The sequence below is a fragment of the Lacibacter sp. MH-610 genome (assembly GCF_045780045.1).
Classification (GTDB): Bacteria; Bacteroidota; Bacteroidia; order Chitinophagales; family Chitinophagaceae; genus Lacibacter.
On record NZ_CP116002.1, the window covers coordinates 1,612,151 to 1,636,980 of the forward strand.

Consider the following 24,830-nt stretch of genomic DNA (forward strand, 5'->3'; position numbering starts at 1 on the left):
AGTAAAGCAATGAAAACAATAGTGAGTATGATTTGTGGGTGCCTTATAGTAATGTTTAGTCATGCACAAACAAAGTTGAATATTACAACTGACAAAACAACAAGCCTTGTATTTCCTTTCGCCATTAAGCATGTTGACAGGGGTACAAGCTCTGTACTGGCGCAGCAGGTAAAAGAAGCACCTGAAATATTATTAGTGAAAGCAGCCGCAAAAGATTTTACAGAAACAAATCTCAGTGTGGTAACGGATGATGGCAGCGTATATGCTTTTACAGTTAATTATGACAGTAAACCTGCCGTATGGGTACTTTATCTACCAGTAAACAGGACAGCTACTATCAGTTCTTATGCCAATATGATATTGGACAATGAAAGGACTATAAAAAAAATAAAAGATAAGAAATACAACATGCAGGCAGGCATTAAGGGAATTTACATTAAAGATAATATCATTTACTATCATCTATACATCAATAATGATGGCACAGTTGATTACGATGTGGACCTGCTTCGATTTTTTATTAAAGACAAAAAAAGAAGTAAAAGAACGGCAGTGCAGGAAGTGGAACAAAAGCCTGTTTACATCACGGGTAATCACAGTAAGATTAAAGGGAACAACTATTCAGTTTTTGTTGTGGCGCTGGAAAAATTCACCATACCTGACAAAAAGTATTTGGTCGTTCAAATAACCGAGAAGAACGGAGGCAGGCATTTTCTGTTAAGAGTAAATAATAAGGCTATAATGAAGTCAAAGGTATTGCCCGATTTGAAATGATAACAGAACATCCCATAGCAGATGAAGTACTCGACCTGGTAACTATTGCATTATCGAAAGGCGAAAAGTACATGGCCTATAACAACAGCCTTTATTTTATAGATGAGAGAGATGTACATTTTTTCAAAACAAGGGATGAAGCTGTTGAATTTGCAGAAAACAATATAAGTGACCGTGACAGGTTCGCTGTACTTCATTTCAATTCAGTAAAAGATATTTTGAATCAAATTCCATACGGGGAACAACTTCATCGCCAGCTAAATCTTGACCCTGATGCAAATGGATTATTTAATAAAGATGGCAATGATTTTACAGACGCATTAATAGACCATTTTGAATCACAGCAATTATCATTATTCGATAAACAATTAAAAACAAATTTTATGAACAATGAAAATCTTCAGTATTTGAAAGACAACATCAAATACATGGGCTTTGGTGAAACACTTAAAGCAGAGTTGGAAAGAAACATGGGTGAAGGCAAGGGAGAATTTCAATTGCACTTCAAAGCAGAAATTAACAAGAAACCATTTGAGGCCACACTCAATTTCCGAAAGTCCGATTCTACGGACATGTACTTTTTCAACAACTACAATGCTTCATTAGAAAAAAGCAATGGCGAGAAAAATGAGCAAACATTTTACCTGAACAAAGGGAAAGGTGTAACAGCAAAAGAAGCCTACAACCTGCTGGATGGCCGGGCTGTTCACAAAGACCTTACCACCAAAGAAGGCCAGCCATATAAAGCCTGGATACAGCTTGACTTTGAAAACAAAGACAAGAACAACAATTTTGAAGTAAAGCAGTTCCATGAAAACTATGGCTATGATTTGAAAGCTGCCGTGGAAAAATTTGCAGTAGCAGAATTGAACGACCCTGAAAAAGCAAAGGCGCTGATGCAATCATTGGAAAAAGGAAATGTACAATCGGTAACTATTGAAAAAGACGGTAGCAGCCATAAGATGTTTATGGAGGCTGACCCACAGTATAAAAAAGTTACGATGTACGATTCAAATATGAAGATGGTTGCCAAAGAATCGCTGGAGCAATACAAATCCGGCATTGATAAAGGCAGCAAAGAAGTAAAGGCAGGCCAGGAAAATGATAAAAAAAAAGAGTTGAAACAGGAGCCGAAGGCTGAAAAGGAAAAGCTGGAGAAAAAGAATGGACAGAGCCTGCTGCCTAAAAAAAGGGAAAGTAAAGGCAAAGGTTTGGGGGTGTCATAGTGCATCCCTAAACCATTTTAATAATTATCAAATGTTGCGCAATGAATATCCAGAATATATCGGAACTGAGTAGGCAGTTAGAGGTGCTTGGCTTTCACGATGCAGGTAGCTTGCTGTTAAAACGAATCTGTTTTAAACCTGCTAATTTTTATCTGCTGCAAAGAGTGATTAAAGAAAAAGATGTAATGCTTTTCAGTTTGTATTTTGAACTGTTACAAAAAACTGATAACTATCTGCTGCAATACTATGATGTAACGCTGCAAAAAGCAAACGGGGGTTTAGCCTTGCCTGTTGATGGAGTAAACCCTGCAGAATTAGAAAAACAGATGGTGGCTATTGACTGGAAAAAAGCATTCAGCCTTGATGATAAAAAATCATGGAACGCTGAAGACAAATCAACATGGGAAACAGAATCGAGAATTTCAGGTATAATTGAAAGCCTTTCCATACTTGAAAAATCAGAACCGGGAAAAATTATTGCATCTACATTGAAACAAAAGTTTTGGGCGGGTACGTTGCATCAGGAAATAGTTGGCTCAATCCCACTTGTTAAGAATAAAGCAGATGTTAACCAGCGGTTTTATATTTCTGAAGATGGTGGTGGTATAACAACAGATGAAGCCTACCGCTTTCTGCAAAACAAATACATGGAAAAACAGTTGCAGCTTAAAAAAAAGCAATCTGATAGTGGTGATGAATCAATTCCAGAAGAATCTAATGGTACCTCAAGTAGCGGACTACTGAAAAAAAAGCGAATTGCCGGCAGAGGAAAACGAAACAGAGTTAACCAGGATTAAACAGTATGGACATCTTTCCACCACTAACAGGCTTTTATTCTGCTATAGCCGCCGATACCCGTATCGGCGCTTCGCATATCAGCATTTACATGGCGCTACTGCAGCAATGGAATGTTACTGGTGGAAATAATCCAGTGAAAATCGAGAGAGCTTTAATTATGAAGGCCGCCAAAATAAATGCCCGGCAGACCTACAACAAATGTATAAATCAGCTACAGGAATATGGTTATATAATTTATGAACCTTGTTCCAATCAGTTTGAGGCAAGTGTAATTCACTTGAAAAATATAGAAATGAAAACATAATAATAAACCAATTTCAATAAGAGGAGGTGTGATATGGCAGGTGTGAAACCGGAACAGGTAATTGAAATTTTAAAGAGGCATAATGTGAATATCTCATTGGAGCAGGCTGTCCTGATACTGGACTTTATGTTTAAATTTGCTAAGTTATCATTAACGCAAAACAGAGGCACATGACAGCAGATTTATACATACGGGTGAGTACAGATGAGCAGGCTGACAAAGGCTACTCACAACGGGACCAGGAGGAACGTTTAAGGAAGTATTGCGAAAACAACCAGATAAAAGTTAGGCAGGTAATTTTTGAAGACCATTCTGCAAAGACGTTTAACCGTCCTAAGTGGAATGCTTTGTTGTTTGATTTAAAGAGGAAGAAAAATGCAGTTGATTTTGTTTTATTTTCTAAATGGGATAGATTTAGCCGCAACGCTGGTGATGCTTATCAAATGATAAATATTCTTCGCAAGCTGGGTGTAGAACCACAGGCAATTGAACAGCCATTAGATTTAGCAGTACCCGAAAATAAATTGATGCTGGCATTTTATTTAGCAGCACCGGAAGTTGAGAACGACCGCAGGGCGTTGAATGTTTTACTTGGAATGAGAAAGGCAAAGAAAGAAGGCAGATGGATGGGAGTTGCACCTGTCGGCTATGCAAATAAAATAACAGAGGATGGTAAAAAATACATTGCTCCTGTAGAACCAGAAGCAAGTATTATGAAGTGGGTTTTTGAAACTCTTGCCGAAGGTCAGTTGAATATTGAGCAAATAATGAAGCAAGCATTTCAAAAAGGGATAAAAACCTGCCGCTCTAATTTCTGGAATCTTTTACGTAACCCTGTCTATTGCGGCCGCATTTATCTTTCAGGATATAAAGAAGAGGAATCAAGGCATGTACAAGGTTTGCATCAGCCAATAATTTCAGAAGCACTTTTTTACGATGTGCAGGATTATTTGAATGGCAAGAAAAGAACTTACAGGGCAAAAGTTGGAAGTATGGATGAACTTCAACTAAGGGGCTATCTCATTTGTCCAAAGTGCGGCAAGTTACTTACAGGCAGTGCTTCCAAGGGAAGAAATGGACGTTACTATTATTACCATTGTGTGTCGTCATGTGGAGCCAGGTTCAAGGCTGAAAATGCAAATCAATTATTTTCAAGTGAGCTTAAAAAATTAGTTCCTAAAGCCGGTATGACTGAAGTTTATAAAGTGGTTTTACAGGAAGAATTTAAAGCCCAAACAAAGTCACAGCGGGACGACCTAAGGCAAGTAAAGGATGCTTTGGAAAAAGCCAATACAGAGCTTACAAATGCCCGCAAATTACTTTTGGCAAACGAGATTGAGCCGTCAGAATACAGGTCAATAAAATCCGATTATGAAAAGAAAATAACCGGGCTTGAATCAAAACTGATAGAATTGTCGCAGGAAGGCAAAAGCATAGAACCCTTGCTCAATAAGGCTTTAGCAACATTAACATCCTTAGATAAATTATACGAAAAGGCTGATAATAAAGCAAAGAGAGAGATTATCGGTTCGATATTCCCCGAAAAACTCGTTTTTGACGGATTTCAATATCGAACCGCTCGACTCAATGAAGCTGTTCGGCTAATATACAGCCTGGGTAAGGGTTTCAGCCAAAATGAAAATGGACAAACCGAGTCAATTTTCGATTTGTCCACTTTAGTGCCCAGCACTGGAACCGAACCAACTATTAACCCGGGACAGGGCTGGTATAACCTGGCAATCGGCATTGATCCAAATAATCCTGATAACTGTGTAGCCGGAGGGTTGAATTTTTACAGAACGACAGATGGGGGTTCTACCTGGACACAGATAACAAGATGGGTAGGCACCGTGCTTAATTATGTGCACGCAGATCATCACGGAGTATTCTGGAATGGCACGCAGGTATTGTTGTCAACAGATGGAGGTATCTTTTATTCTAACAACAATGGTGTAAGCTATTCAGATAGAAATGTGGGCATCCGAACATTACAGTTTTATTCCTGTGCCTTACACCCAACCAATAATTTTTACCTGGGAGGAACGCAGGATAACGGTTCTCATACCGTTACCGCCACAACCGGTATAGGAGGTAGTATAGAAGTACATGGAGGTGATGGTGGCTATACACATATTGATGAGGATGAACCCCAGTTTCAATTTTCTGCTACCACCCGCAGCAGCTACCGCAGAAGTACAAACAGCGGCGTTAACTGGTCTTCTGTAACATTTTCTACAACCGTTGGTCAGTTCATTAATCCAACGGATTATGATGATATCAATAATCGTATGTACTGCAGCGGAAATTCCGGCACCTATGTAAGATGGGAAAATGCTCAAACAGGAAGTACATTTAATACTGTAACCATTTCTGCAGTTACCCCTAACAGCATCCGCAGTTTTAAAGTGTCGCCTTTTACTACTAACCGTGTTTATATGGGCACAGCAGGTGGCGCTGTATTAAGGGTGGATGATGCACATCTTAATACGCCCAACGCTGTTAACATTACTGATGCAGCAATGCCTCAAACAAATGGAAATATTGTTTCCTGTGTTAATACGGGTACCAGCGATAATTTCTTAATTGCTACTTATTCTAACTATGGTTTGCCGCATGTTTGGATAAGTACAAACGGGGGTACCAGTTGGAGCAATGTAAACGGTAATCTGCCAGATGTGCCGGTTCGCTGGGCAATGTTCTACCCGGAGAATAATAACAAAGCCATCATAGCTACTGAGATGGGAATTTTTGAAACCGACCAACTCAACGGCAGCAGCACCAACTGGGTACAGAACAGCACATTCCCTAATGTAAAAACCAATATGCTGCAATACCGCATCAGCGATGGAACTATTCTTGCAGCCACACATGGCCGTGGTTTCTGGACAACACAGGCTCCTGCTTCTGCACCTTTTGTTCGTTTTGGTTCTTCTTACAATTACAGTAAAATAAATACAGAAAGCTCCTTTACCACTGTTGGCTGCAGGAGTTACAGGGATTATACCTTGCCTATGCTGATTGATGCTGCACCAACCGGAGATGCCGTTGTTACTATTAATATAGCATCAGGTAATGCAACTGAAGGAGTGGATTATGATATTACTACCAATGGAAACTTTACCAGCCCTTCCAAGCAACTTACATTTCCAAACGGTCAGGATATAGACCGTACCATTACCATCCGTGTATATGATGATGCAGAACTGGAGAACCAGGAGTCGTTTACACTAACTTACTCAATAGGTGGAGGTACTACCGCAGTGCCATCAACTACCAGCACTTCTTATACTTTTTATATTGGTGATAACGATCTGGCGCCTGTAAGCGGCACCACACTCGTAGAAACTACGGTGAATGCTGCAGCCGCAACAGAGGTTCGTACAAATGGCACATTTTATTTTTACAATCCTGTAGGCGGACGAGTGATGAATAGTATTCAAAATGCAGCAGCGCCTTTAGGATGTGTTACAACAACGATTGTTGAAGCAGGAAATGTATGGCAGAGTTTTCTCAATGGAAACCGTTCGCAGAAGGTGTTTGAAATTACAACTGCATCTAATCCCGGAACCAATTACTCACTGGGTTTTTATATAACTGCCGATGAACTGGCTGGTAAAACAGCAGGTACCCTGCAGATTACTGCTACCACTGCTGCTACCTTGGGTGCTGCAAACAGTTCTAACACTTTCAAATATCTTACGTTGCAGGTTCCGTATGGTTCTGATTATCTGTTTACTGCTACGGTACCATCTTTGCCAAATGCAAAGTATTTCTTAACAGAAGGAGTCACTACTTCTTTGTTTGATATTGACAGAATTCGTGAACAGTTTGCCCGTTTGCTGCTAAATCCTGTAAGTAATCAGATTCCTTTGTACATCAGTAATGAGGAGCGTAAAAAAGTAGTGGCAGTACTTTATAACGCAAACGGTGCCGTTATCAAACGTTGGGATCCCGGAACTGTTAATGGAAATATTTCGCTCAGTATGGAGCATTTGTATATTCTGCCCGGTTCTTATTTCCTTCGCCTGGATGCAGGAAATAAAACCCAAACATTTAAACTGGTGAAGAATTGATCTGCAGAATAGTTAATAGTATAACAATTTTTTTGTTGAGTGCGGCGGTTGTAGTTCCTTACGGCTGCCGTACTCAACAATCATTTGTAAAAAAACTGCACAGTTTTTATATAGAGAAAAAAAGCGGTACTGTAAAACTCCCGGTAACAGATACAGATGCCGGCATGAATGATACCTTGCTGGTTGTGTATGTGGAAGCAACAAGAAATGATTTAAAATGGGATAGTGCTGTTATTAACGGAAAGCAGTATCGTGTTATTCCGCAACTGATAACTACAGGAATCTTTGAAGTAGGCTTTAATGAAAAAGGAGATCCGGTTGTAATGAAAGTAGCCGAAGGGCATCATTTATATCAACTTCAGTTTGAAGCAACGGGTTTGTATATCCAACAGTCTCCGGAAAATGCAATCATACATTATCGGTATAAAAAGAAACTTTACAAAGTTGTTTTACAACCACCGGTTTTATTACAGCAGCTTCCACCTGTATAATCTGCTTTTTTATAGTGTTTCCGGAAAAAAGTGTTTCGTTTCTGCAACAAATTTTTTGAATTATTTGTCATTTAACAACTTAAAACCATAGTATTTTTATCAAAAATGAATCAAATGAAATACCTCATCAGTTCTGTTTGTTTATTCGTACTTTTTTTTCAGTCCCGTGCGCAAATCGGCTCAGTTTCCGGGCCTTCTTCCAGTGCTTCCTCAACGTTTATTTCAGACCCTCTTAACAACAGGCCTTATTATGGCAATAACAGTGATATTGAGGGTAATACTTTCTTCAGCAGTAAATGGAGTGCCGGTAGTATTAAAACAGCCAATGGAATTCATTATACGAATATGACATTGAAGTTTGATGCCTTCCGCAATGAAGTAGTGTTCCTTATCAATGATTCCACGTTTGTATTTGCTGAAGAAATCCGGGAGTTTACACTTAACACCGGCTCTAAAAACGGTGGGGTGGCAAAGTTTGTAAAATCAAACTCTGTTGCCGGCTCATTACCTCCCAAATATGTACTGGCCCTGGCAGAAGGTAAAATCAGTTTTTATATGCATCAGAAAAAGAACCTGGTAACAACAACGGGTTATAATATGGCCGATCGTAAAATAATTGAAGACCGCAATACTTATTACATTGTGCAAAACGGCAACTCTCAGTCAGTAAGTCTTAACAAAAAAAATCTTGAAGAAATCATTGGTGCCAAATGGCAGGAGGTAAATGCTTACATGGAGAAGAATAATCTTTCGGCAAAATCTGAGGCAGGATGGATAGAAGCCATTAACTATTTCAACACGCTGTAAGCATTTATCAGTATGAAACACCTCCGCTTTTTATTTCAGATACAGTTTGTGCTGATGCTCAGTAATGCATCAGCACAAACTGTTTTAGTAAAGGGGAATCCTTTAACCAAAGCTGATCCTAATTTTATTCAGCATCGTTTTGCCCCCGGCGACTGGCAAAATTCCATCTATAAATTTGTAGTGGAAGATGTGATTTATAACTTCTATGAAAAATCAGGTTTTGCGCCGCTTAACAACATAAATGGTTCTGCTTTTTACAACCAGGAATGGAAAAAGGCATCTATCCGTTTAAAAAACGGGCTGGACTTAAAGGATCAGGAAATCATTTATCTCATATCCTACCAGCAAATGCTTTGGAAGGTTACTGATGCCGAAGGAAAAGTAGAATACAAAACGCTTGATGCCAACAGTATTAAAGGAATTGTATTTGAAGACGGGGAGGAAGGACCTGCATTAGAATTTGTACCCGGTTTCTTCGATTTTGAGGGCAGACGTTATGTAGTTTATTTTCAACTGCTGAGTGATGGTAAGGCGCCGTTGGTAAAATACCACCGCCGTAAAATTGAGTATGAATATGAGTATAACAACCCTGCCGGTAAAAAAAGTTTTGTACCCTACTTAGAATATTATTTTCCCGGTGCTGACAGTGTTTGGGTAAAGGTAACTCCGGGTGATTTTAAAGCGCAGGTTATTACCTCCTTCCCGGCCCGGAAAGAGCAGATACAAGACTGGTTTCAGAAAAACAGCTTTAATGCCAAAAAGGAGAAGGACCTGCTCCATTTTTTTTACTGGTTGAGAGAACTGCAATAAGCAGTCTACCGAAAATTTGACAATTACTACCTGACAGTTTGGGCCATGAATTACCCTATTTTTATCTATTCCTGAAATTTTTTCCCATTTCGCCGCATCGGCACTGTATTCGCTTACCTTCGCCTGCCCGATTGAACGGGAATTTTTGACAATCTTTCATTTCAAAACCAAAAAAGTATAACTATGGCAAAGAAGGTAAGTGTTACCCCTTTACACGACAGGGTAATTGTGAAGCCTGCACCGGCTGAAGAAAAAACCGCCGGTGGAATCATTATCCCCGACACCGCAAAAGAAAAACCCCAGCGTGGTACCGTAGTGGCTGCCGGCCCCGGTAAAAAAGATGAGCCTGTAACGGTAAAAGTAGGCGATACGGTTTTATACGGTAAGTACGCCGGCACAGAAATCAGCATTGAAGGCGATGATCTGCTCATTATGCGTGAGAGCGATATTTTAGCGATTGTGTAACCCTCGGCCCCTAAAGGGGAGTAAGACAAGATCTTGCTGTTTGTATTTTTCTCAATAGAGTTAAAGACGTACAAGAGTGCGACGCAACAGCAGCTAAATAGTGTTACCAAAGCCGGTAACCATAAACAACAAACAAAAAACTTAAAAACGATTTCATATGGCAAAGCAAATCTTCTTCGATATTGAAGCAAGAAATAAAATGAAGCGTGGTGTAGATGTATTGGCCAACGCTGTGAAAGTAACCCTCGGTCCTAAAGGCCGTAACGTGGTGTTAGAGAAAAAATTCGGTGCACCTGCTGTAACCAAAGATGGTGTAACCGTAGCAAAAGAAATTGAACTGGAAGATCCTATTGAAAACATGGGTGCCCAGATGGTGAAAGAAGTAGCTTCTAAAACTGCTGATATTGCAGGTGATGGAACTACTACTGCAACTGTATTGGCTCAGGCCATCATCAGCGAAGGTTTGAAAATGGTAGCTGCAGGTGCTAACCCCATGGATCTGAAACGTGGTATTGACAAAGCGGTTTCTTTAGTGGTAGAAAACCTGAAAAGCCAATCACAAACGGTAGGCAGCGACAGCAAAAAAATTCAGCAGGTAGCCACTATTTCTGCCAACAACGATGAAACCATCGGTAAGTTGATTGCAGAAGCTTTTGGTAAAGTAGGTAAAGAAGGTGTAATCACTGTTGAAGAAGCAAAAGGTACTGATACTACCGTTGATGTGGTTGAAGGTATGCAGTTTGATCGTGGTTATATTTCTCCTTATTTCGTTACCAACAGCGAAAAAATGGAAGCTGAATTGCAGAATCCTTACATCCTGATTTATGACAAGAAGATTTCTGCAATGAAAGATATTCTCCACATCCTGGAGAAAGTAGCTCAAAGCGGCCGTCCTTTGTTGATCATTGCTGAAGATTTAGAAGGTGAAGCACTTGCAACACTCGTAGTAAACAAACTGCGTGGTACATTGAAAGTGGCTGCTGTAAAAGCTCCCGGCTTTGGCGACCGCCGTAAGGAAATGCTGCAGGATATCGCTATCCTCACTGCAGGTACAGTAATCAGCGAAGAGCAGGGTTACAAATTAGAGAATGCTGATTTGACTTACTTAGGTCAGGCTTCTTCTGTAACTATTGATAAAGACAACACTACTGTTGTAGGTGGTAAAGGAAAGAAAACTGATATCACTGCACGCATCAACCAGATCAAAGCACAGATTGAAGTAACAAGTTCTGATTACGATAAAGAAAAATTACAGGAGCGTTTGGCTAAATTGAGCGGTGGTGTAGCTGTTCTTTATGTAGGTGCTGCAACTGAAGTGGAAATGAAAGAAAAGAAAGACCGTGTAGATGATGCTTTGCATGCAACACGTGCTGCTGTGGAAGAAGGTATCGTTCCCGGTGGTGGTGTGGCGTACATCCGTGCATTGGATGCATTGGAAGCAAAAGTTCGTGGACAAATTGAAGACGAGCAAACAGGTATGCAGATCATCCGCCGTGCACTGGAAGAGCCTATCCGTACACTTACTGCCAATGCAGGTATTGATGGTTCTATCGTAGTACAGAAGATTAAAGAAGGTAAAGGTGATTTCGGTTTTAATGCAAGAACTGAATCATACGAAAACCTCTTTAAGGCCGGTGTTATCGATCCAACGAAAGTGAGCCGTGTAGCTTTAGAGAATGCAGCTTCAATTGCAGGTATGCTGTTAACCACTGAATGTGTAATTGCAGACAAGCCTAAGAAAGAAGAGCCGCATGCACATGGTGCACCTGATATGGGTGGCATGGGCTACTAAGCAAGTACGAAATACAAAGTACGAAGCCTGCCTGACGCAGACAGGTATAAAATATAAAAATCCCGTTTGTAACATCAGACGGGATTTTTTTGCCCGGTCTGATCGAAGGTCGGCCCGGGCAAAAAAAGCAACATCAATATTGCTCACTTTTAAAAATTGAATGCTATGAAAGAGTTACTCCTTCATCTACAATCTTTTTTTAAAAAGCTGATACGGAAAAATGACGATGATTTTGACAATCCTTACATTGTGTTGTAATAAAGAACCCCGCTCATTTTGAAGCGGGGCTCTTTGTTAATTGCCGGGTTTAAGTTGTATTTTATTATTCAGAAATGCAGTTGGCGTTTCATTACAGTTTTCTTCATTTTTGCTTTATGCGTTTGGATGTGTACCTGGTAGAACAAAGATTGTTTCCATCACGGGAAAAAGCAAAACAGGCCATTGGTGCCGGCTATGTTTTAGTAAATCAAAAAACCTGCAACAAAGGCAGGTGTAATAATTGCAGCAGATGATGCCGTAGAAGTAATCACACATAATCTCTTGCAGTATGTAAGTGCCGGAGGATTTAAGCTTGAAAAGAAGCAATCAGTTTAAGAAAAAAACTCCAATCAATTATTGTAATTGACCGCTGGCCCAGTTGAGCGATGCAAAGGCCTGGTAAAACTTAGCTTTCAGTTCTAATAATTTCTGATAAGCTTCCAGTGCTTTGTTTTCACGGGTGTTGAGCAGGAACAAAGTAGTTTCGCCTAATGAAAACTTCAATTGCTCTGCATCAAAGAGACGTACATAATTACGGTAAGCATCTTCGTAAATACGGATTTGTTTTTGAAGGTTGAGTACCTCGTTATAATGAAACCTTACTTTGTTTTCAAGATTGAGTTGTGTAAAGTCTCTCTCAAAATCCATACTCTGCAATTTGATTTTTGCAGCACGGTATTGGCCAAAACCACTCCTGTTTGGCAGGGGTATGGCTACATTAAAGCCAAACTTATAGTTGTTTTCAAAGAAATTAAAATTGGGACTGTTAATGAAGTTGTAGCCCCGTTGTAAAAAATTATACTTTACATCTGCCTTAGGCAGCAGGCTTTGAAATTTAAGACGACGTTCTACTTCCAGGGCCTGTATTTTATAATTAATCATCTGAAGTTTGGGATGATTGGATGTTGTTTGTGTAAGCCACTGTGTGAGATCATTTACATTAAAGTTCCCGAAGTTTTGCTGCGTCCATAAGGTATCGGGTATTACACGGTCAGTAAGGTACACAGGTTGGTTACCGGGTAACCAGAGATAAGTTGAAAGCTCCAGAGATGATTTGCGGAATTTCAGCCATGCTTCTTCCCGCATCTGTTGAAATGCCTGTAACTGTGCCAATGCTTCCGTAGTATCAATGCCGGCACGGTCACCTTGTTGAAAAGCAATTTTCACCAGCTCATACCTGAACTCATTAATACGAATGGTATTTTCCAGTACCAGGAACACCTGGTAAGCTTTTGCCCATTCCCAGTAAGCCACATAAGCATCCAGCAGTAAATCATTGATAACATTTCTACGCTCCCACTGGCTTTGCTGTACGAATAGTTTTCCCTGTTGCAGTGCTGCACGACGTTTATCAAGTACAAGGTCTTTTAATAAAGGAATGCTTACACCTGCGTAAGAAGCACGGCCTCTAGTAAACTCAGTATTAATAAAGTCACCAATATTGTTTTCGGCACCGGCATAAAGCTCTACTCCAAACCATGTGGGTACTGCTAACTCAGCATTGCTGTAATTGAAATAGGTTTTTCCGTCAAATGTTTTTTGATCATTGTTGTAATAAAGAACCGGATCAAAAGCGCCACGGATGGTTCTTAATTCAGCTCTTGCAATATCAATCAGCAAGCCTCCCTGTTTAGCTACCGGGTGATTACTTCTTACAATAGCCAGGAACTCATCTTCACGCATAATACGTGTTGTGTCCTGTGCACGGGTTGCAACAGAGGCAAATAAAACCGAAAATGCAAAGACGAACTGTTGTATTGTTAATTTCATTTAATATTCAGTTGCCGGTTCATCCAATAACTTATGCTGTTGATGTGATGAAAGAAATGCTTAAATGCATTTCAACAGGATTAAAATTTATGTTTTATTTCTTTTTTCTCTTTGGCGTCTTTTCCTTGCTGCTGCTCTTTATAAAAATCAGGAGGGAAGCCATTAATCTGCCGCCACAATTCATACCAAATAGGAACATCTTTCAATAAGGCAAAGCTTACAGCACCTCCGCCTAATTTTAAATCCTTTGGCCAGGGGCGGTCTTTTTTATCTTCCGCTACCAATACTCTGAACATACCATTATTACTTACATTGCTTTCAATAGCAGCAACTTTTCCACCGAATGTTCCATAAGACGCCTGCGGCCATCCGCTGAAAACAATGGCAGGAAAACCGTCAAACATAAAACGAACTTTCTGTCCTATACTCAGTAGTTGTAAGTCCATTGGCTTCACCCATATTTCAACTGCCAGTTGATATTCTTTCGGAACAATCTCTACAATCATATCTCCTTCTTTCACAATTTCATTAATACCAGCTTTACGGGCTTTAATCACCTGGCCATCCTGTGGCGCCAGTACATAATACTGACCGCTCCTTATTTTATAATTATCAAATTGATTCTGCAGTTTAGCAACTTTACCCTGACCGCTTGCAATTTGTGATTGACTCTGAAACTGATCGCCGGTAGCTTTTGCAATCTTCTCTGCATATTCCTGTACAGCACCGCTACGCTCCAGTTGGTAAATGAGTAAGTCCTGTTTGCTGTTGTTAAAATCATTACGGGCACCGATGAGTTTAGCATTCACATTCTGGTGCAACACTTTTCGCCTTTCGTACTCCGTTAGTGGTATTACACCTTGTTCAAACATTTTGGTGGCACCTTCCAGCTGACGGTCAGCTACCTGCATTTCATTTTCAGCGGCAATTACCTTGATGCTGTCGCTCTGTACCTTTCGTTTGGTTTGAATAATTTTATTGTCAATGGAACTCAGTTTTAAATCCCGTTCGTTGCCGAGAGCAGTAATCTGCTGATCAGTAGCCTGTACTTTTCCCCTGTAATAATCAATAGTCAGTTGTTCAGCGCCCAACTGTTGTTCTGTACGTTGCAGCAGTTGCGGGTCAAGATAGTCATCTTTAATCTCAGCCAGTTGCACAATCGTATCACCTTTACGCACCAGGTCGCCTTCTTTTACCCACCATTTTATGATCCGTCCGGGAATGATATTGTTTAATTGCTGTGGTCTTTGTTCTTGTCTTAAAGTAGTAACAGCACCTTCGCTGCGGATATTCTGTGTCCACGGAATAAACAATACAATTACAGCGGCAATAACCACGCCCCAGAACACACGTTTTACCCGGCTGGTTTTATTTTGACGGTAAATATGTTCAAACGCTTCGAGGCGTTTGCCCACTTTTTCTTCAATATTGGGAGTTAATAATTCTGCCATAATAAAAGTTTAAAGCACTTCATTGGGTTTGCCTTGTTTCAAAATGCTTCCATCCTGCATAAGGATGACATGATCGCTTTTTTGTGCAAATGAAGCATCATTGCTAATGATGATGCAGGTGGTATCGGGTATCTGATGCAATAAATAGCTTTTGATGAGTTGCTGACTCTCTGCATCAAACCAACTCCAGGGTTCTTCCAATAGCAGCAAACGTGGGTTGGCTACCAATGCACGCAACAATAAAATTTTGCGGATGGTACCGCCTGAAAGACGGCGTCCTGTTGGTTCAATACGAGAATCAAAGCCATCTTTTAATCCTGTAATAAATTCTTTCAACCCGATTTTTTCTGCCAGTTCAATAATATCAGCAGTTGTAATCTTTGAATTGCCTAAGGAAATGTTTTCATACAAAGTACCTTCAAAAATATCCTGCTGACTGAAGAGGATGCCCGTGTGTGCACGAATGGAATCAGGATCGTAGTTGCCGATAGGAATACCATCAATGGTTACACTTCCTTCAAAGGAATGATAAGAGCCGGTGAGTAAACGAATGATGGTTGATTTGCCGGAACCCTCAGCACCCATTAAAACATTCTTGGAGCCTGATTTCATTTCAAAACTGATATCGTTCACCGCATTATGATGTGAATTATAGCTGAATGAAAGACGGTTCATGGCTACGGCCAATCCCTTATTGCTGTCAGTAATTTTGAGGGTGCCTTCTTTTTCAAGCGGCTTATCAATCACCTTGCCTAATTTTTCAAGGCTGGTTAAAAGATCATATACTTTGTCAAGACTTTGGATGAATTTTTCAATAGAAGCTAATACCGTTAGAATTACAATTTCTGCTGCAACGAATTGCCCGATGTTGATTTCATTCTGCACCAGTAACACACTACCTACGATCAACATACCACCGGTAATTAGAATTTTAAAAACGATAAGACTCCAGTATTGCAGCATTAATATTTTGAAATGGCTGGTACGGGCATCCAGGTACTTGGCAACAATTTTATCAGTCTTATCAACAGGCAGTAAAGACCCTTTTGAAAATCGGAATGATTTGAGTACCCTTGCCACTTCTTCCAGCCAACTGGCTACTTCATATTTATGATCACTCTCTTCAAGACTTGTTCTTAAACCACGTCCGCCGGTAACGTAAAGAATCATGTACAAAAGAAAAACCACGAGTAAGCTGAAGATGATAAACACATTTGCATATAACGAAAGCAGAACCAATCCAAAAATGATCTGGATGGTGGCGGTGGGTATATCCAGTAATAACTTGCTTAAACTTTTCTGAAGCGAGATAGTATCAAAAAAACGGTTTACTACTTCCGGTAAGTAATAACCATCTACTTTTTTCATGTCTAATTTGGGAATACGCCAGGCGAACTCAAAAGAGTAGCGGGCAAAAATCCGTTGCTGGATTTTTTCAATAATCTTCATCTGGTTTACCTGGAGCAAACCGGTGAGAAAAACACCAAGCACTACCAGTACTATCAGCACTACCATTGAAGTAGATAAAGCACCGGCCAGTACAAAGTTGATAATGGCCTGTATGCCCAGCGGCACACTCAGTTGCAGCAAACCCGCAAGAATGGCATAAAAGTAAATTGCTCCTATTTCCTTCCGTTCCAGCTTTAATACCTGCCCCAGCCGCTTCAGGGGTTTTTGCAAAATCCCGTCTGTTGATTGTTCTGCCATTTACCGATTGATAGTTTGTTAAAGATTGTTTGCCGTTTTAAATATGTTTCATCAACAAAATTAAGCACGGTTTGTTGAGCGCAAATAACGCTTTTTTTCCACGGAAGGTTGATGAAAATAAATCTGTTAGGATGCTTTTAACATTCACTTAATGAGAGCGGAATATGAACGGCTAAACCACCCTCTGCTGTTTCCTTGTATTTATGGCTCATATCCAGCGCTGTATTCCACATGGTTTTTACCACCGCATCCAGCGATACCTTAGCAAAATCAGGGGTGCTCTGCAGCGCTAACTGACTGGCTGTGATAGCTTTAATAGCACCCATGGTATTGCGTTCAATACAAGGCACCTGTACCAGGCCGGCAATAGGATCGCAGGTTAAACCGAGGTGGTGTTCCATGGCAATTTCAGCAGCCATCAGCACTTGTTTTTGGGTACCTCCCTGGCACTCCGTAAGAGCAGCGGCGGCCATGGCGCTGCTCACACCAATTTCGGCCTGGCAACCACCCATAGCTGCACTGATGGTGGAGCCTTTCTTGAAGATGCTGCCGATTTCAGAAGCGGTAAGCAAAAATTTTAAAACCTGGTCTTCCTGTTGGGCCGGATTGCAAAAAACAAGATAGTACTGGAGCACCGCAGGTATAACTCCTGCAGCTCCGTTAGTAGGTGCTGTAACTACACGACCAAACGAAGCGTTTTCTTCATTAACAGCCAGCGCAAAACAGCTTACCCAATCCAGGATATATTGAAATTGAGAACCTCCAGTACGGATGGCTTCCATCCATGAATCAGCATCAGAATAAGTTCTTCCGCTGAGTAATTTTTTATTGAGTTGATGGGCTCTTCGTTTTACATTCAGTCCGCCGGGTAAATATCCTTCTGTATGACAGCCCTTGTAAATACAGTCTTTCATTACCTGCCAGATGTTGAGCACGCCGGTACGGGTAGTTGCTTCACTGCGCCAGGCCAGTTCATTTTCAATTACAATTTCACTGATGCTCATGCCGGTTTTCATGCACCAGTGCTGTAGTTCATCAGCCGTATCTACGGGGAAGGGTAGTTGCACCTGGGCGGTTTTGGCGGCATCTTCACCTTCTTTAATTACAAAGCCACCGCCAATTGAATAATAGGTTTCTGCCAGAGTGTTTCCATTCTTCCATTCGCATAAAAAGGTAACAGCGTTGGGGTGAAAAGGAAGACTTTCATTGATGAGGAACTCAATATCTTCTTTGGGGTTGAAGTTGATTTCATGCAAACCGCCGAGTATAATTTCATTCATAGTGGCGATGTCGTGCATTTTAGCATCTATAGCGTGTACATCAAATGTTACGGGGTCATCGCCGCTTAATCCTAATTGAATGGCTATATCGGTGCCGTGTCCTTTTCCGGTTTTGGCAAGCGAACCATACAATAAGACCCGTACATTTTTTACTTCCTGTAAAGGCGATTGTAATTGTAATGAATGCAGAAATCGTTGGGCAGCTCTCCAGGGGCCAAGGGTATGGCTGCTGGATGGGCCAACACCAATCTTAAACATATCAAAGACGGAAATAGGTTCGTATGCCAAGCGTAATTCGTTTTTGCAAAAATACGTTGATAAAGCATCTGCTTCTTCTTGTTGTTGCTGCAAAAAAAATCCCGGCTTTCATGGCCGGGATTTAAAATGATTTTCTGATCAGGTTATGGTTACTAATTCAATCTCAAAGATCAATACACTGTTCTTGGGAATAATGATTTGACCGGTTTGAGGATTTACTCTGTCAGTAGAGCCATAACCCATAGATGGAGGAACATATAATTTTATTTTGCCTCCTTCACCAATAAGAGTAAGTGTTCTTTTCCAGCCTTCAATTAATGTTCCTAATTCAAAAGAGACTATATTGTCTCCCTGTGTTTGATCAAAAATAGTTCCATTAGTAAGTTTTCCAACATACTTAACTCTAAGTACACTGCATTGTTCAGCTCTTTCTGTCGAGCCCTGGGTAGTAATGGTGTAGTAAAGACCACTGTTATTTAACTCAACCGCATTTGTAATGTTGTTAGCTGTGAGATAATCAGTAATCATCTGTTCTTCAGATGCCGGGGCCACTGTGGAGCCGGCTTCTCTTGTACAGGGAGTATCTTTCTTTTTACAGGAGTTGAGCGCAAGTATTAATGTGGCACCCACCAAAACAAATTTCATCATAGTTAATAAATTGAGTGATAAATATAGAAGTTGCTTCATTACTTACTGCATGGATGACAGTGTTACATCATAAATTAAGATAGAATTAGCAGGTATGACGGGGTTGATCGCATTGGGATAGGGTTGATTACCGAACCCAAGGGTTGGTGGAATATATAATAAAACATTCCCCCCGGTACCAATCAGGCTTACGCCTAACTGTAAACCTGGCAATAAAGTGCCTAAACGATCTGTATAAAATGAGTTATTGGGACTGGCATCAAAAATACTGTCAGTTACCAGCTTACCTGTGTATTGAATGGAAACAATATTGCAGGGAGCAGGTTTGCTGCCGGTACCTTCTTTAATGATTTTGTAATAAAAACCATTTGGATGCAGGGTGGCGGTAATTCCTTTGTTGTTGAGATAAGTCAAAACTTCTGTACGCTCAGAGCCGGGGGCACTGGTAGTAACAGTTTGGTAATTACATTTCTTACCGTCTTTAACACAGGCACTCAATAATGCCAGCAGAAAAATGGATAAATAAACTTTCATTGGTAAATGATTAATGTGTTTGTTGTTCTTTTTTCTTTTGATGAGCCTTTAATTCGTTAAAACGTTGCTCGTTCAGTTCCCATTTAAATTTCATGCGGAAGATTCCGTAAAAAACGGCAATACCTATCAGGGCCATCAATATTACAGTAAACTGGGAGTTGCTGATATAGGGCATTCGTTTGTACCAGCCCCTCAGCAAAAAACTCAGCAGAATCGGTAATCCGAATACAAGACCCAGCGGTAATCCTACCATTAATTGTGTGAGCCATCGCTTTTCACGAACACGGTTGGCTTCCCAGTAAGCAAGAAATTCTTCATCTGCACGGTTCATAGTCTTTCTTTCCGCAAAAGTAAAGAAAGCAGCAGAACTGCCCCGCTATTAAAACTCTGCCCTTTTTTTTATATGTTTGGAAAAAAATATCCGTGAAAGTACAAGACCTCATTGCAGAATTCCTTTACCAGCACAAAACACTTGCACTACCATCCATCGGCCGGTTTGAGTTAAATGATGCTGTAAATGTTTACGAAATCAAAGACGGGAAGTTTCCGGAAGATGCTATTTCATTTGAGCAAAACAACCAGGCTGTAGCTGAAGAACCCTTCATTCAGTTCCTGGTAGAGCGTAGCGGTAAAATGAAAGCATTGGCGCTGAGTGATCTTGATTCTTACATTTATAACGGACTGCAGTTGCTCAACATAGGAAAACCGTTTACCATAAAAGGTGTGGGCTCCCTCACAAAAAGTAACGGACGCCTTGCATTTGAAACGGGAGTACCTTTTCTTGAAAAAACGGAAACAGCAGGCAACCTTGCGGCAAAAGACCGCACCCGTCAGCAGGAAGAAATAAAGGAGCTGGATTTTGATTCACAAATCCAAAAAGGAAGTAACCGTACGTTGATGATTGTGCTGGCTTCTGTAATAGCTGTTGCTCTTATTGGTGTAGCAATCTACCTGGCGCTGCCAAAACAAAAGAATGAAGAAACTGCTACGGAAGAAACAACGGAGCAAACTACTCCCGTGAGCACTGATACTACGGCTTCCAATACCGTTACTGCAAACCCTGTTCAGGATAGCATAACTGTACAGCCTGTGCGTACTGATACTTCTTTTCAGCTTTTGTTATTTGCTTTCCGTGATTCAGCAAAGGCTAACAGGGAACTGGCAAAACAAATGAGCCGCAGGAATAATATAAACATGGTGCAGAAAGACAGTATTTACAGAATTGTGCTTACAGTAAATCGTCCCTTAGCAGATACAGCTAAAGTAAGAGACTCGCTACGCCTGTTTTACAAATTATATTCAAGGGTGATTCAATAAGTATGGGCAGGAACCAACGCATCATTTCAGTTCTTTACCTGGCAGTTGTTCTTGCCGATCTTCTGTTTATTTATTTTTCAATGGATGCTTACCGGTGGCTGAGCAAACCTTTGCTCATGCCTTTATTAATGCTGCTGGTATTTCTGAATAAGCAGGCAATTCCTTTATACCGTTGGATGCTGACCGGTCTTGCACTTTCCTGGGCCGGCGATGTGTTGTTGCAGTTGAAAGACTTTTTTATTCCCGGTTTAATCAGTTTTTTATTGGCACATTGCTGCTATATCACTTATTTCATTAAAATCAATCCCGGTCGTAAGGGTTTGTTACAGCAGCAGCCGTTGATTGGTTTGCCCGTTTTTATTTACATAGTTATTTTTCTGTGGCTTTTGTATCCCTTCCTGGATGCATTAAAAATACCTGTAACGGTTTATGGTATAACCATCGGAACAATGCTGCTCATGAGTATTAACCTTCAGCAAAAAGTAAACAGGGGAGCAGCGGTTCTTTTCTTCAATGGCGCTTTGCAATTTGTAATATCAGATTCAATACTGGCCGTTAATTTATTTGCGTACAACAGTACCGTTCTCAGTTTATGCGTTATGACCACCTATGCATCTGCCCAGTATTTGCTGGTAAAAGCAAGCAGCAGTACAGAAGAATCAGTTCAATTATGAAACGTGTTTACGAAGAAGATAAGAATTTTGCAGGCAATCAGTTTGCAATACATGGGTTGCCGGTTGGCGAATATGAAGGATGCGTTTTTACTGACTGTGATTTTAGTGGTGCTGATCTTTCTTCGGTTCATTTTTTTGAATGCAGATTTGAGCGGTGTAATCTGAGCAATGCTTTGATGAAGCAAACAGTGCTTAGAGAAGTGAATTTTGTACATTGTAAACTTACCGGTATCCGCTTTGATGATTGTAATCCTTTTTTATTTTCTCCTTCTTTTGAAGACTGTGTATTACAATATGCTTCTTTTTACCAACTGAAAATGAAACAGTGCCGTTTCGTACGCTGCAATGCATCTGAAGTTGATTTTACAGAAGCGGATTTAACCGAAGCTGTATTTGATGCAACGAATCTTGCACAGGCTGTATTTGAACAAACAAACTTACAGAAAGCTGATCTGCGAACAGCGTTTAACTACCGTATCAATCCTTCCACTAACCGTGTGCAAAAAGCAAAATTCGCCTGGCCGCAACTGAAAGGTTTGCTGGGAGAACTGGGCATTGATATGGAAGAATGATGACAGAAGTAGCGTTTAAAAATAATTTCTGCTGCCCGTAAATTCCTTTTATCTTTCTCCTGCCAAATCAAGATATATGCAAAAAGGATTTTTTTTATTGCTGGTTCTCATTTCAGCAACGGTTACTATAGCCCAAACTCCCGCTGAATTTTATAAAAAAGCTGAAACTTCTTACACAGCCAAGGATTATGCAACGGCTGCAACAGCTTATGCAGATGGTATTCGTGCTGAAGGCGATGCGGCTGCTATGTTCCGTTACCGTTCAGCCGCAGCGGCATTTGCACAGGCCGGTATGGCCGATAGCGCTTTCCGTTATCTTTCTTTAATCGCTTTATCGTCAAAGGCAAACAGGGTTGTAGCTGCCGGAATTGAAAATGGATATGAGTTCAGTGTGCTGCATAAGGACAAACGCTGGAAAACAACACTGGCAGCATTGCAGAAAAAAGCCACTGAGAATGGTTATGTGCAGGAGGAACATATTTACGGACGCAAAGATGGGATGGCGCTAACCATGATCCGTATTCAACCCAAAGTAAAAGCAAATGGAAAAGCGATTCTCTTTGTTGCAAGTGGTGGATGGATATCCGGTTACAATGGTATTGAAGCCAATACCTATTTAACGGATCAGTTCTTAGTGAAAGGATATACCGTGTTTCATATTGTACATGGCTCCGGTCCACGATATGCAATACCGGATAATATTAATGATATGAAAAGGGCCGTACGTTTTATCCGTTATAATGCAACCCGTTTTGGTATTGATCCGGATAGATTGGGAATCACAGGCGGTTCTGCCGGCGGGCATCTCAGTTTAATGATTGCTTTGAGTGATGATGTGGTTCAACCCAATTCATCTGATCCGGTAGAGCGTGTTTCAGCAAGGGTGCAGGCAACCGCCGTATTATATCCACCCACTGATTTACTTAACTGGGGTGGTCCGGGTTTGAACATGGTTAACGCAAAAGATCTTGTAAAAGCAAGAGGTTCTTATGGTGCTATTGACTTCAGGGTATGGAATGATAAATACAGGATTTATGAAGAGGTAACGGATACCACGGCCCGAAGTAAAATCGGCCGGGATATTTCACCCATCTATTTTATCAGTAAAGATGATCCACCGGTGTTTATTATTCATGGTGATGCAGATGCAACGGTGCCTTTACAACAATCTAAATCTTTTGTGGCGAGGTTAAATGAAGAAGGAGTAAAGAATAAATTCATTGTAAAAAAAGGTGGTCGGCACATGCCGGATGATATGTTGCCGGAGTACAATGAATTTGTAAACTGGTTTGATGAACATCTTAAATAAAACATTTATGAAACGAATGCTTGCTATATCAATTCTTTTTTTATTCACAGCATGTAAAAATGCTGGCCCATCATTAAACGTTGATGTACAAACAAAAGAGGTAGCTGCCTTGCTGGACTCTTTAAACAGTGCTGCTGCAAGGGCTGACTATGCCACTTACTTCAGTTATTATGCTGATGATGCTGTTTTTATGGGTACTGATGCCACTGAGCGATGGAATAAAGAAGAGTTTATGAAATGGAGTAAACCTTATTTTGATCGTGGCAAAGCATGGAGTTTTCAAACGGTAAAGCGAGCTGTTTATTTTGATTCAACCGGAACACTGGCCTGGTTTGATGAATTGCTGAGTACTCAAATGAAAATATGCCGTGGCAGTGGTGTGGCTGTACGCAGTGGTTCTGACTGGAAGCTGAAGCAATATGTCTTAAGTATGACCATTCCAAACGCATTAGTGGATACAGTTGTGCCCATGAAGGCAATAGCAGAAGACAGTATTCTCAACAGTTTGAAGCGTTGATTTTCTGAGAAGCTTCACATCTTAATAATTAATCTCAACTATTTTTTTGTTGTGGAGTTTTTGCATGGGTTTCGGAATGATGGTAATAATTTCATCCCTTAATGTTTGTATGAGTTTCGTTTTAATATGATCCCTGTGTGTAACAAGGCTTACTTCTCTTGCAGGGCTGGGTTGCTTCAGCCGTTTCACCAGTTTCATTTGGGTTGAATTCAGTTCCATAATTGCCAGTTCAGGAAGAATTGTAATGCCATCACTTTTGTCCACCATCCGTTTCAGGGTTTCAATATTTCCCGTTTCATATTTAAAATGAAAGTCGCTGCTGCGTCGCAGTTCACACAGGTTCAGTATTTGTGAGCGGAAACAATGCCCTTCTTCCAATAACCACAATTGATTGGGATCAATGTCAGCAGGCAATACATATTTTTTATCGCTCAAAGCATTTTTTCTGGATACGTACACATATAATTCTTCGTAAAAAAGTACATCTTCTTTGATGGAAGGATCTTTAAGCGGTGTTACAACAATGCCGCAATCCAGCTTGTTTTTTTTCAGTTCATCAATCACCTCTTCTGTAATGGATTCTTTAATTACAAGATTGAGCTTGGGATATTTCTCACGCATGGCTTTATAAAGTGGCGGTAACAGGTAGGGCGCCAGTGTGGGGATGATGCCGATACGCAGTTCACCTGCCAATGTGTGTTTCTGGTCATCAATCATCTGTTTGATCATGCCGGCTTCTCTTAAAGTATTCCGTGCCTGTGCAAGGATATTGGCACCAATTTCAGTAGGAATAACGGGCAATTTAGTGCGGTCAAAAATCTTTACACCTAATTCTTCTTCCAGTTTTTGTATCTGCATGCTGAGCGTGGGTTGTGTAACAAAACACTTTTCCGCTGCCAATGCAAAATGACGGTAAGTATCCAGTGCAACAATATATTCCAGTTGTGTAAGAGTCATAGACAATAACTATATGAATATAAAAATAATCAATTAGA

The 24,830-nt window shown here is 40.5% G+C and carries 24 protein-coding genes; 16 read left to right on the forward strand and 8 right to left on the reverse strand.

What is annotated here, in order from left to right; genetic code table 11:
• The first annotated feature begins 9 nt into the window (after window positions 1-9).
• From PDL71_RS07440 to PDL71_RS07490, 11 genes are all read left to right on the forward strand, one after another.
• Window positions 10-774 carry a DUF4138 domain-containing protein gene (locus tag PDL71_RS07440; protein ID WP_407527486.1) on the forward strand — a complete coding sequence of 255 codons (765 nt, stop codon included), beginning with the start codon at window positions 10-12 and terminating at the stop codon, window positions 772-774.
• The gene (locus PDL71_RS07445; protein WP_407527488.1) at window positions 771-2,000 is read left to right on the forward strand and encodes a hypothetical protein; all 1,230 of its coding nucleotides are present in this window, start codon (window positions 771-773) and stop codon (window positions 1,998-2,000) included. Before PDL71_RS07440 ends, PDL71_RS07445 begins: the two co-directional genes overlap by 4 nt.
• 41 nt (window positions 2,001-2,041) lie before the next feature.
• A complete protein-coding gene (locus PDL71_RS07450; RefSeq protein WP_407527491.1) occupies window positions 2,042-2,797 on the forward strand; it encodes a hypothetical protein in 756 nt (251 codons plus the stop codon).
• Window positions 2,798-2,802: 5 nt separating this feature from the next.
• Window positions 2,803-3,102, forward strand: coding sequence for a hypothetical protein (locus tag PDL71_RS07455; RefSeq protein ID WP_407527494.1), 300 nt, complete (start codon window positions 2,803-2,805; stop codon window positions 3,100-3,102).
• A gap of 170 nt (window positions 3,103-3,272) precedes the next feature.
• Window positions 3,273-7,175 (forward strand): recombinase family protein, encoded by a 3,903-nt coding sequence (locus PDL71_RS07460; RefSeq protein ID WP_407527497.1) that lies wholly within the window; start codon window positions 3,273-3,275, stop codon window positions 7,173-7,175.
• Window positions 7,176-7,210: 35 nt separating this feature from the next.
• Window positions 7,211-7,666, forward strand: a complete 456-nt coding sequence (locus PDL71_RS07465; RefSeq protein ID WP_407527500.1) for a hypothetical protein — start codon at window positions 7,211-7,213, stop codon at window positions 7,664-7,666.
• 114 nt (window positions 7,667-7,780) lie between these two features.
• A complete protein-coding gene (locus tag PDL71_RS07470; RefSeq protein ID WP_407527503.1) occupies window positions 7,781-8,473 on the forward strand; it encodes a hypothetical protein in 693 nt (230 codons plus the stop codon).
• A gap of 12 nt (window positions 8,474-8,485) precedes the next feature.
• Window positions 8,486-9,283, forward strand: coding sequence for a hypothetical protein (locus PDL71_RS07475; RefSeq protein WP_407527506.1), 798 nt, complete (start codon window positions 8,486-8,488; stop codon window positions 9,281-9,283).
• Between the two features lie 183 nt (window positions 9,284-9,466).
• Window positions 9,467-9,748 carry a co-chaperone GroES gene (groES, locus tag PDL71_RS07480; protein ID WP_407527508.1) on the forward strand — a complete coding sequence of 94 codons (282 nt, stop codon included), beginning with the start codon at window positions 9,467-9,469 and terminating at the stop codon, window positions 9,746-9,748.
• 157 nt (window positions 9,749-9,905) lie between these two features.
• Window positions 9,906-11,540: a chaperonin GroEL gene (groL, locus tag PDL71_RS07485; protein ID WP_407527510.1), complete on the forward strand. Its 1,635-nt coding sequence runs from the start codon at window positions 9,906-9,908 to the stop codon at window positions 11,538-11,540.
• A 332-nt stretch (window positions 11,541-11,872) separates the two neighbouring features.
• Window positions 11,873-12,052 (forward strand): S4 domain-containing protein, encoded by a 180-nt coding sequence (locus PDL71_RS07490; protein ID WP_407527513.1) that lies wholly within the window; start codon window positions 11,873-11,875, stop codon window positions 12,050-12,052.
• 100 nt (window positions 12,053-12,152) lie between these two features.
• Here the strand turns inward: PDL71_RS07490 and PDL71_RS07495 are convergent, their stop codons facing one another.
• The 7 genes from PDL71_RS07495 to PDL71_RS07525 form a co-directional block, all read right to left on the reverse strand.
• On the reverse strand, window positions 12,153-13,568 hold the full coding sequence (locus tag PDL71_RS07495) for a TolC family protein (RefSeq protein WP_407527515.1): 1,416 nt from the start codon (window positions 13,566-13,568) through the stop codon (window positions 12,153-12,155).
• Between the two features lie 80 nt (window positions 13,569-13,648).
• Complete coding sequence (locus tag PDL71_RS07500; RefSeq protein ID WP_407527517.1) at window positions 13,649-15,019, reverse strand: HlyD family secretion protein; 1,371 nt, start codon at window positions 15,017-15,019, stop codon at window positions 13,649-13,651.
• Between the two features lie 9 nt (window positions 15,020-15,028).
• Window positions 15,029-16,726, reverse strand: a complete 1,698-nt coding sequence (locus tag PDL71_RS07505) for a peptidase domain-containing ABC transporter (RefSeq protein WP_407527520.1) — start codon at window positions 16,724-16,726, stop codon at window positions 15,029-15,031.
• Between the two features lie 137 nt (window positions 16,727-16,863).
• Entirely contained in the window at window positions 16,864-18,294 is a 1,431-nt protein-coding gene (locus PDL71_RS07510) for an L-serine ammonia-lyase (RefSeq protein ID WP_407527523.1), read from the reverse strand.
• 108 nt (window positions 18,295-18,402) lie between these two features.
• Entirely contained in the window at window positions 18,403-18,912 is a 510-nt protein-coding gene (locus PDL71_RS07515) for an FKBP-type peptidyl-prolyl cis-trans isomerase (protein ID WP_407527525.1), read from the reverse strand.
• Window positions 18,913-18,954: 42 nt separating this feature from the next.
• Entirely contained in the window at window positions 18,955-19,446 is a 492-nt protein-coding gene (locus tag PDL71_RS07520; RefSeq protein WP_407527528.1) for an FKBP-type peptidyl-prolyl cis-trans isomerase, read from the reverse strand.
• A 10-nt stretch (window positions 19,447-19,456) separates the two neighbouring features.
• Window positions 19,457-19,777, reverse strand: a complete 321-nt coding sequence (locus PDL71_RS07525) for a hypothetical protein (protein WP_407527530.1) — start codon at window positions 19,775-19,777, stop codon at window positions 19,457-19,459.
• Between the two features lie 92 nt (window positions 19,778-19,869).
• Here PDL71_RS07525 and PDL71_RS07530 point away from each other — a divergent pair, with 92 nt between their 5' ends.
• From PDL71_RS07530 to PDL71_RS07550, 5 genes are all read left to right on the forward strand, one after another.
• Entirely contained in the window at window positions 19,870-20,763 is an 894-nt protein-coding gene (locus PDL71_RS07530; RefSeq protein WP_407527533.1) for a hypothetical protein, read from the forward strand.
• A gap of 2 nt (window positions 20,764-20,765) precedes the next feature.
• Window positions 20,766-21,437, forward strand: coding sequence for a lysoplasmalogenase (locus PDL71_RS07535; RefSeq protein WP_407527536.1), 672 nt, complete (start codon window positions 20,766-20,768; stop codon window positions 21,435-21,437).
• The gene (locus PDL71_RS07540; protein ID WP_407527538.1) at window positions 21,434-22,009 is read left to right on the forward strand and encodes a pentapeptide repeat-containing protein; all 576 of its coding nucleotides are present in this window, start codon (window positions 21,434-21,436) and stop codon (window positions 22,007-22,009) included. The genes PDL71_RS07535 and PDL71_RS07540 overlap by 4 nt, the downstream gene beginning before the upstream one ends.
• Before the next feature lie 76 nt (window positions 22,010-22,085).
• On the forward strand, window positions 22,086-23,318 hold the full coding sequence (locus tag PDL71_RS07545) for a prolyl oligopeptidase family serine peptidase (protein WP_407527541.1): 1,233 nt from the start codon (window positions 22,086-22,088) through the stop codon (window positions 23,316-23,318).
• A gap of 7 nt (window positions 23,319-23,325) precedes the next feature.
• Window positions 23,326-23,835, forward strand: coding sequence for a nuclear transport factor 2 family protein (locus PDL71_RS07550; protein WP_407527544.1), 510 nt, complete (start codon window positions 23,326-23,328; stop codon window positions 23,833-23,835).
• Window positions 23,836-23,856: 21 nt separating this feature from the next.
• Here the strand turns inward: PDL71_RS07550 and PDL71_RS07555 are convergent, their stop codons facing one another.
• Window positions 23,857-24,792: a LysR substrate-binding domain-containing protein gene (locus tag PDL71_RS07555; RefSeq protein WP_407527546.1), complete on the reverse strand. Its 936-nt coding sequence runs from the start codon at window positions 24,790-24,792 to the stop codon at window positions 23,857-23,859.
• Window positions 24,793-24,830: the final 38 nt, after the last annotated feature.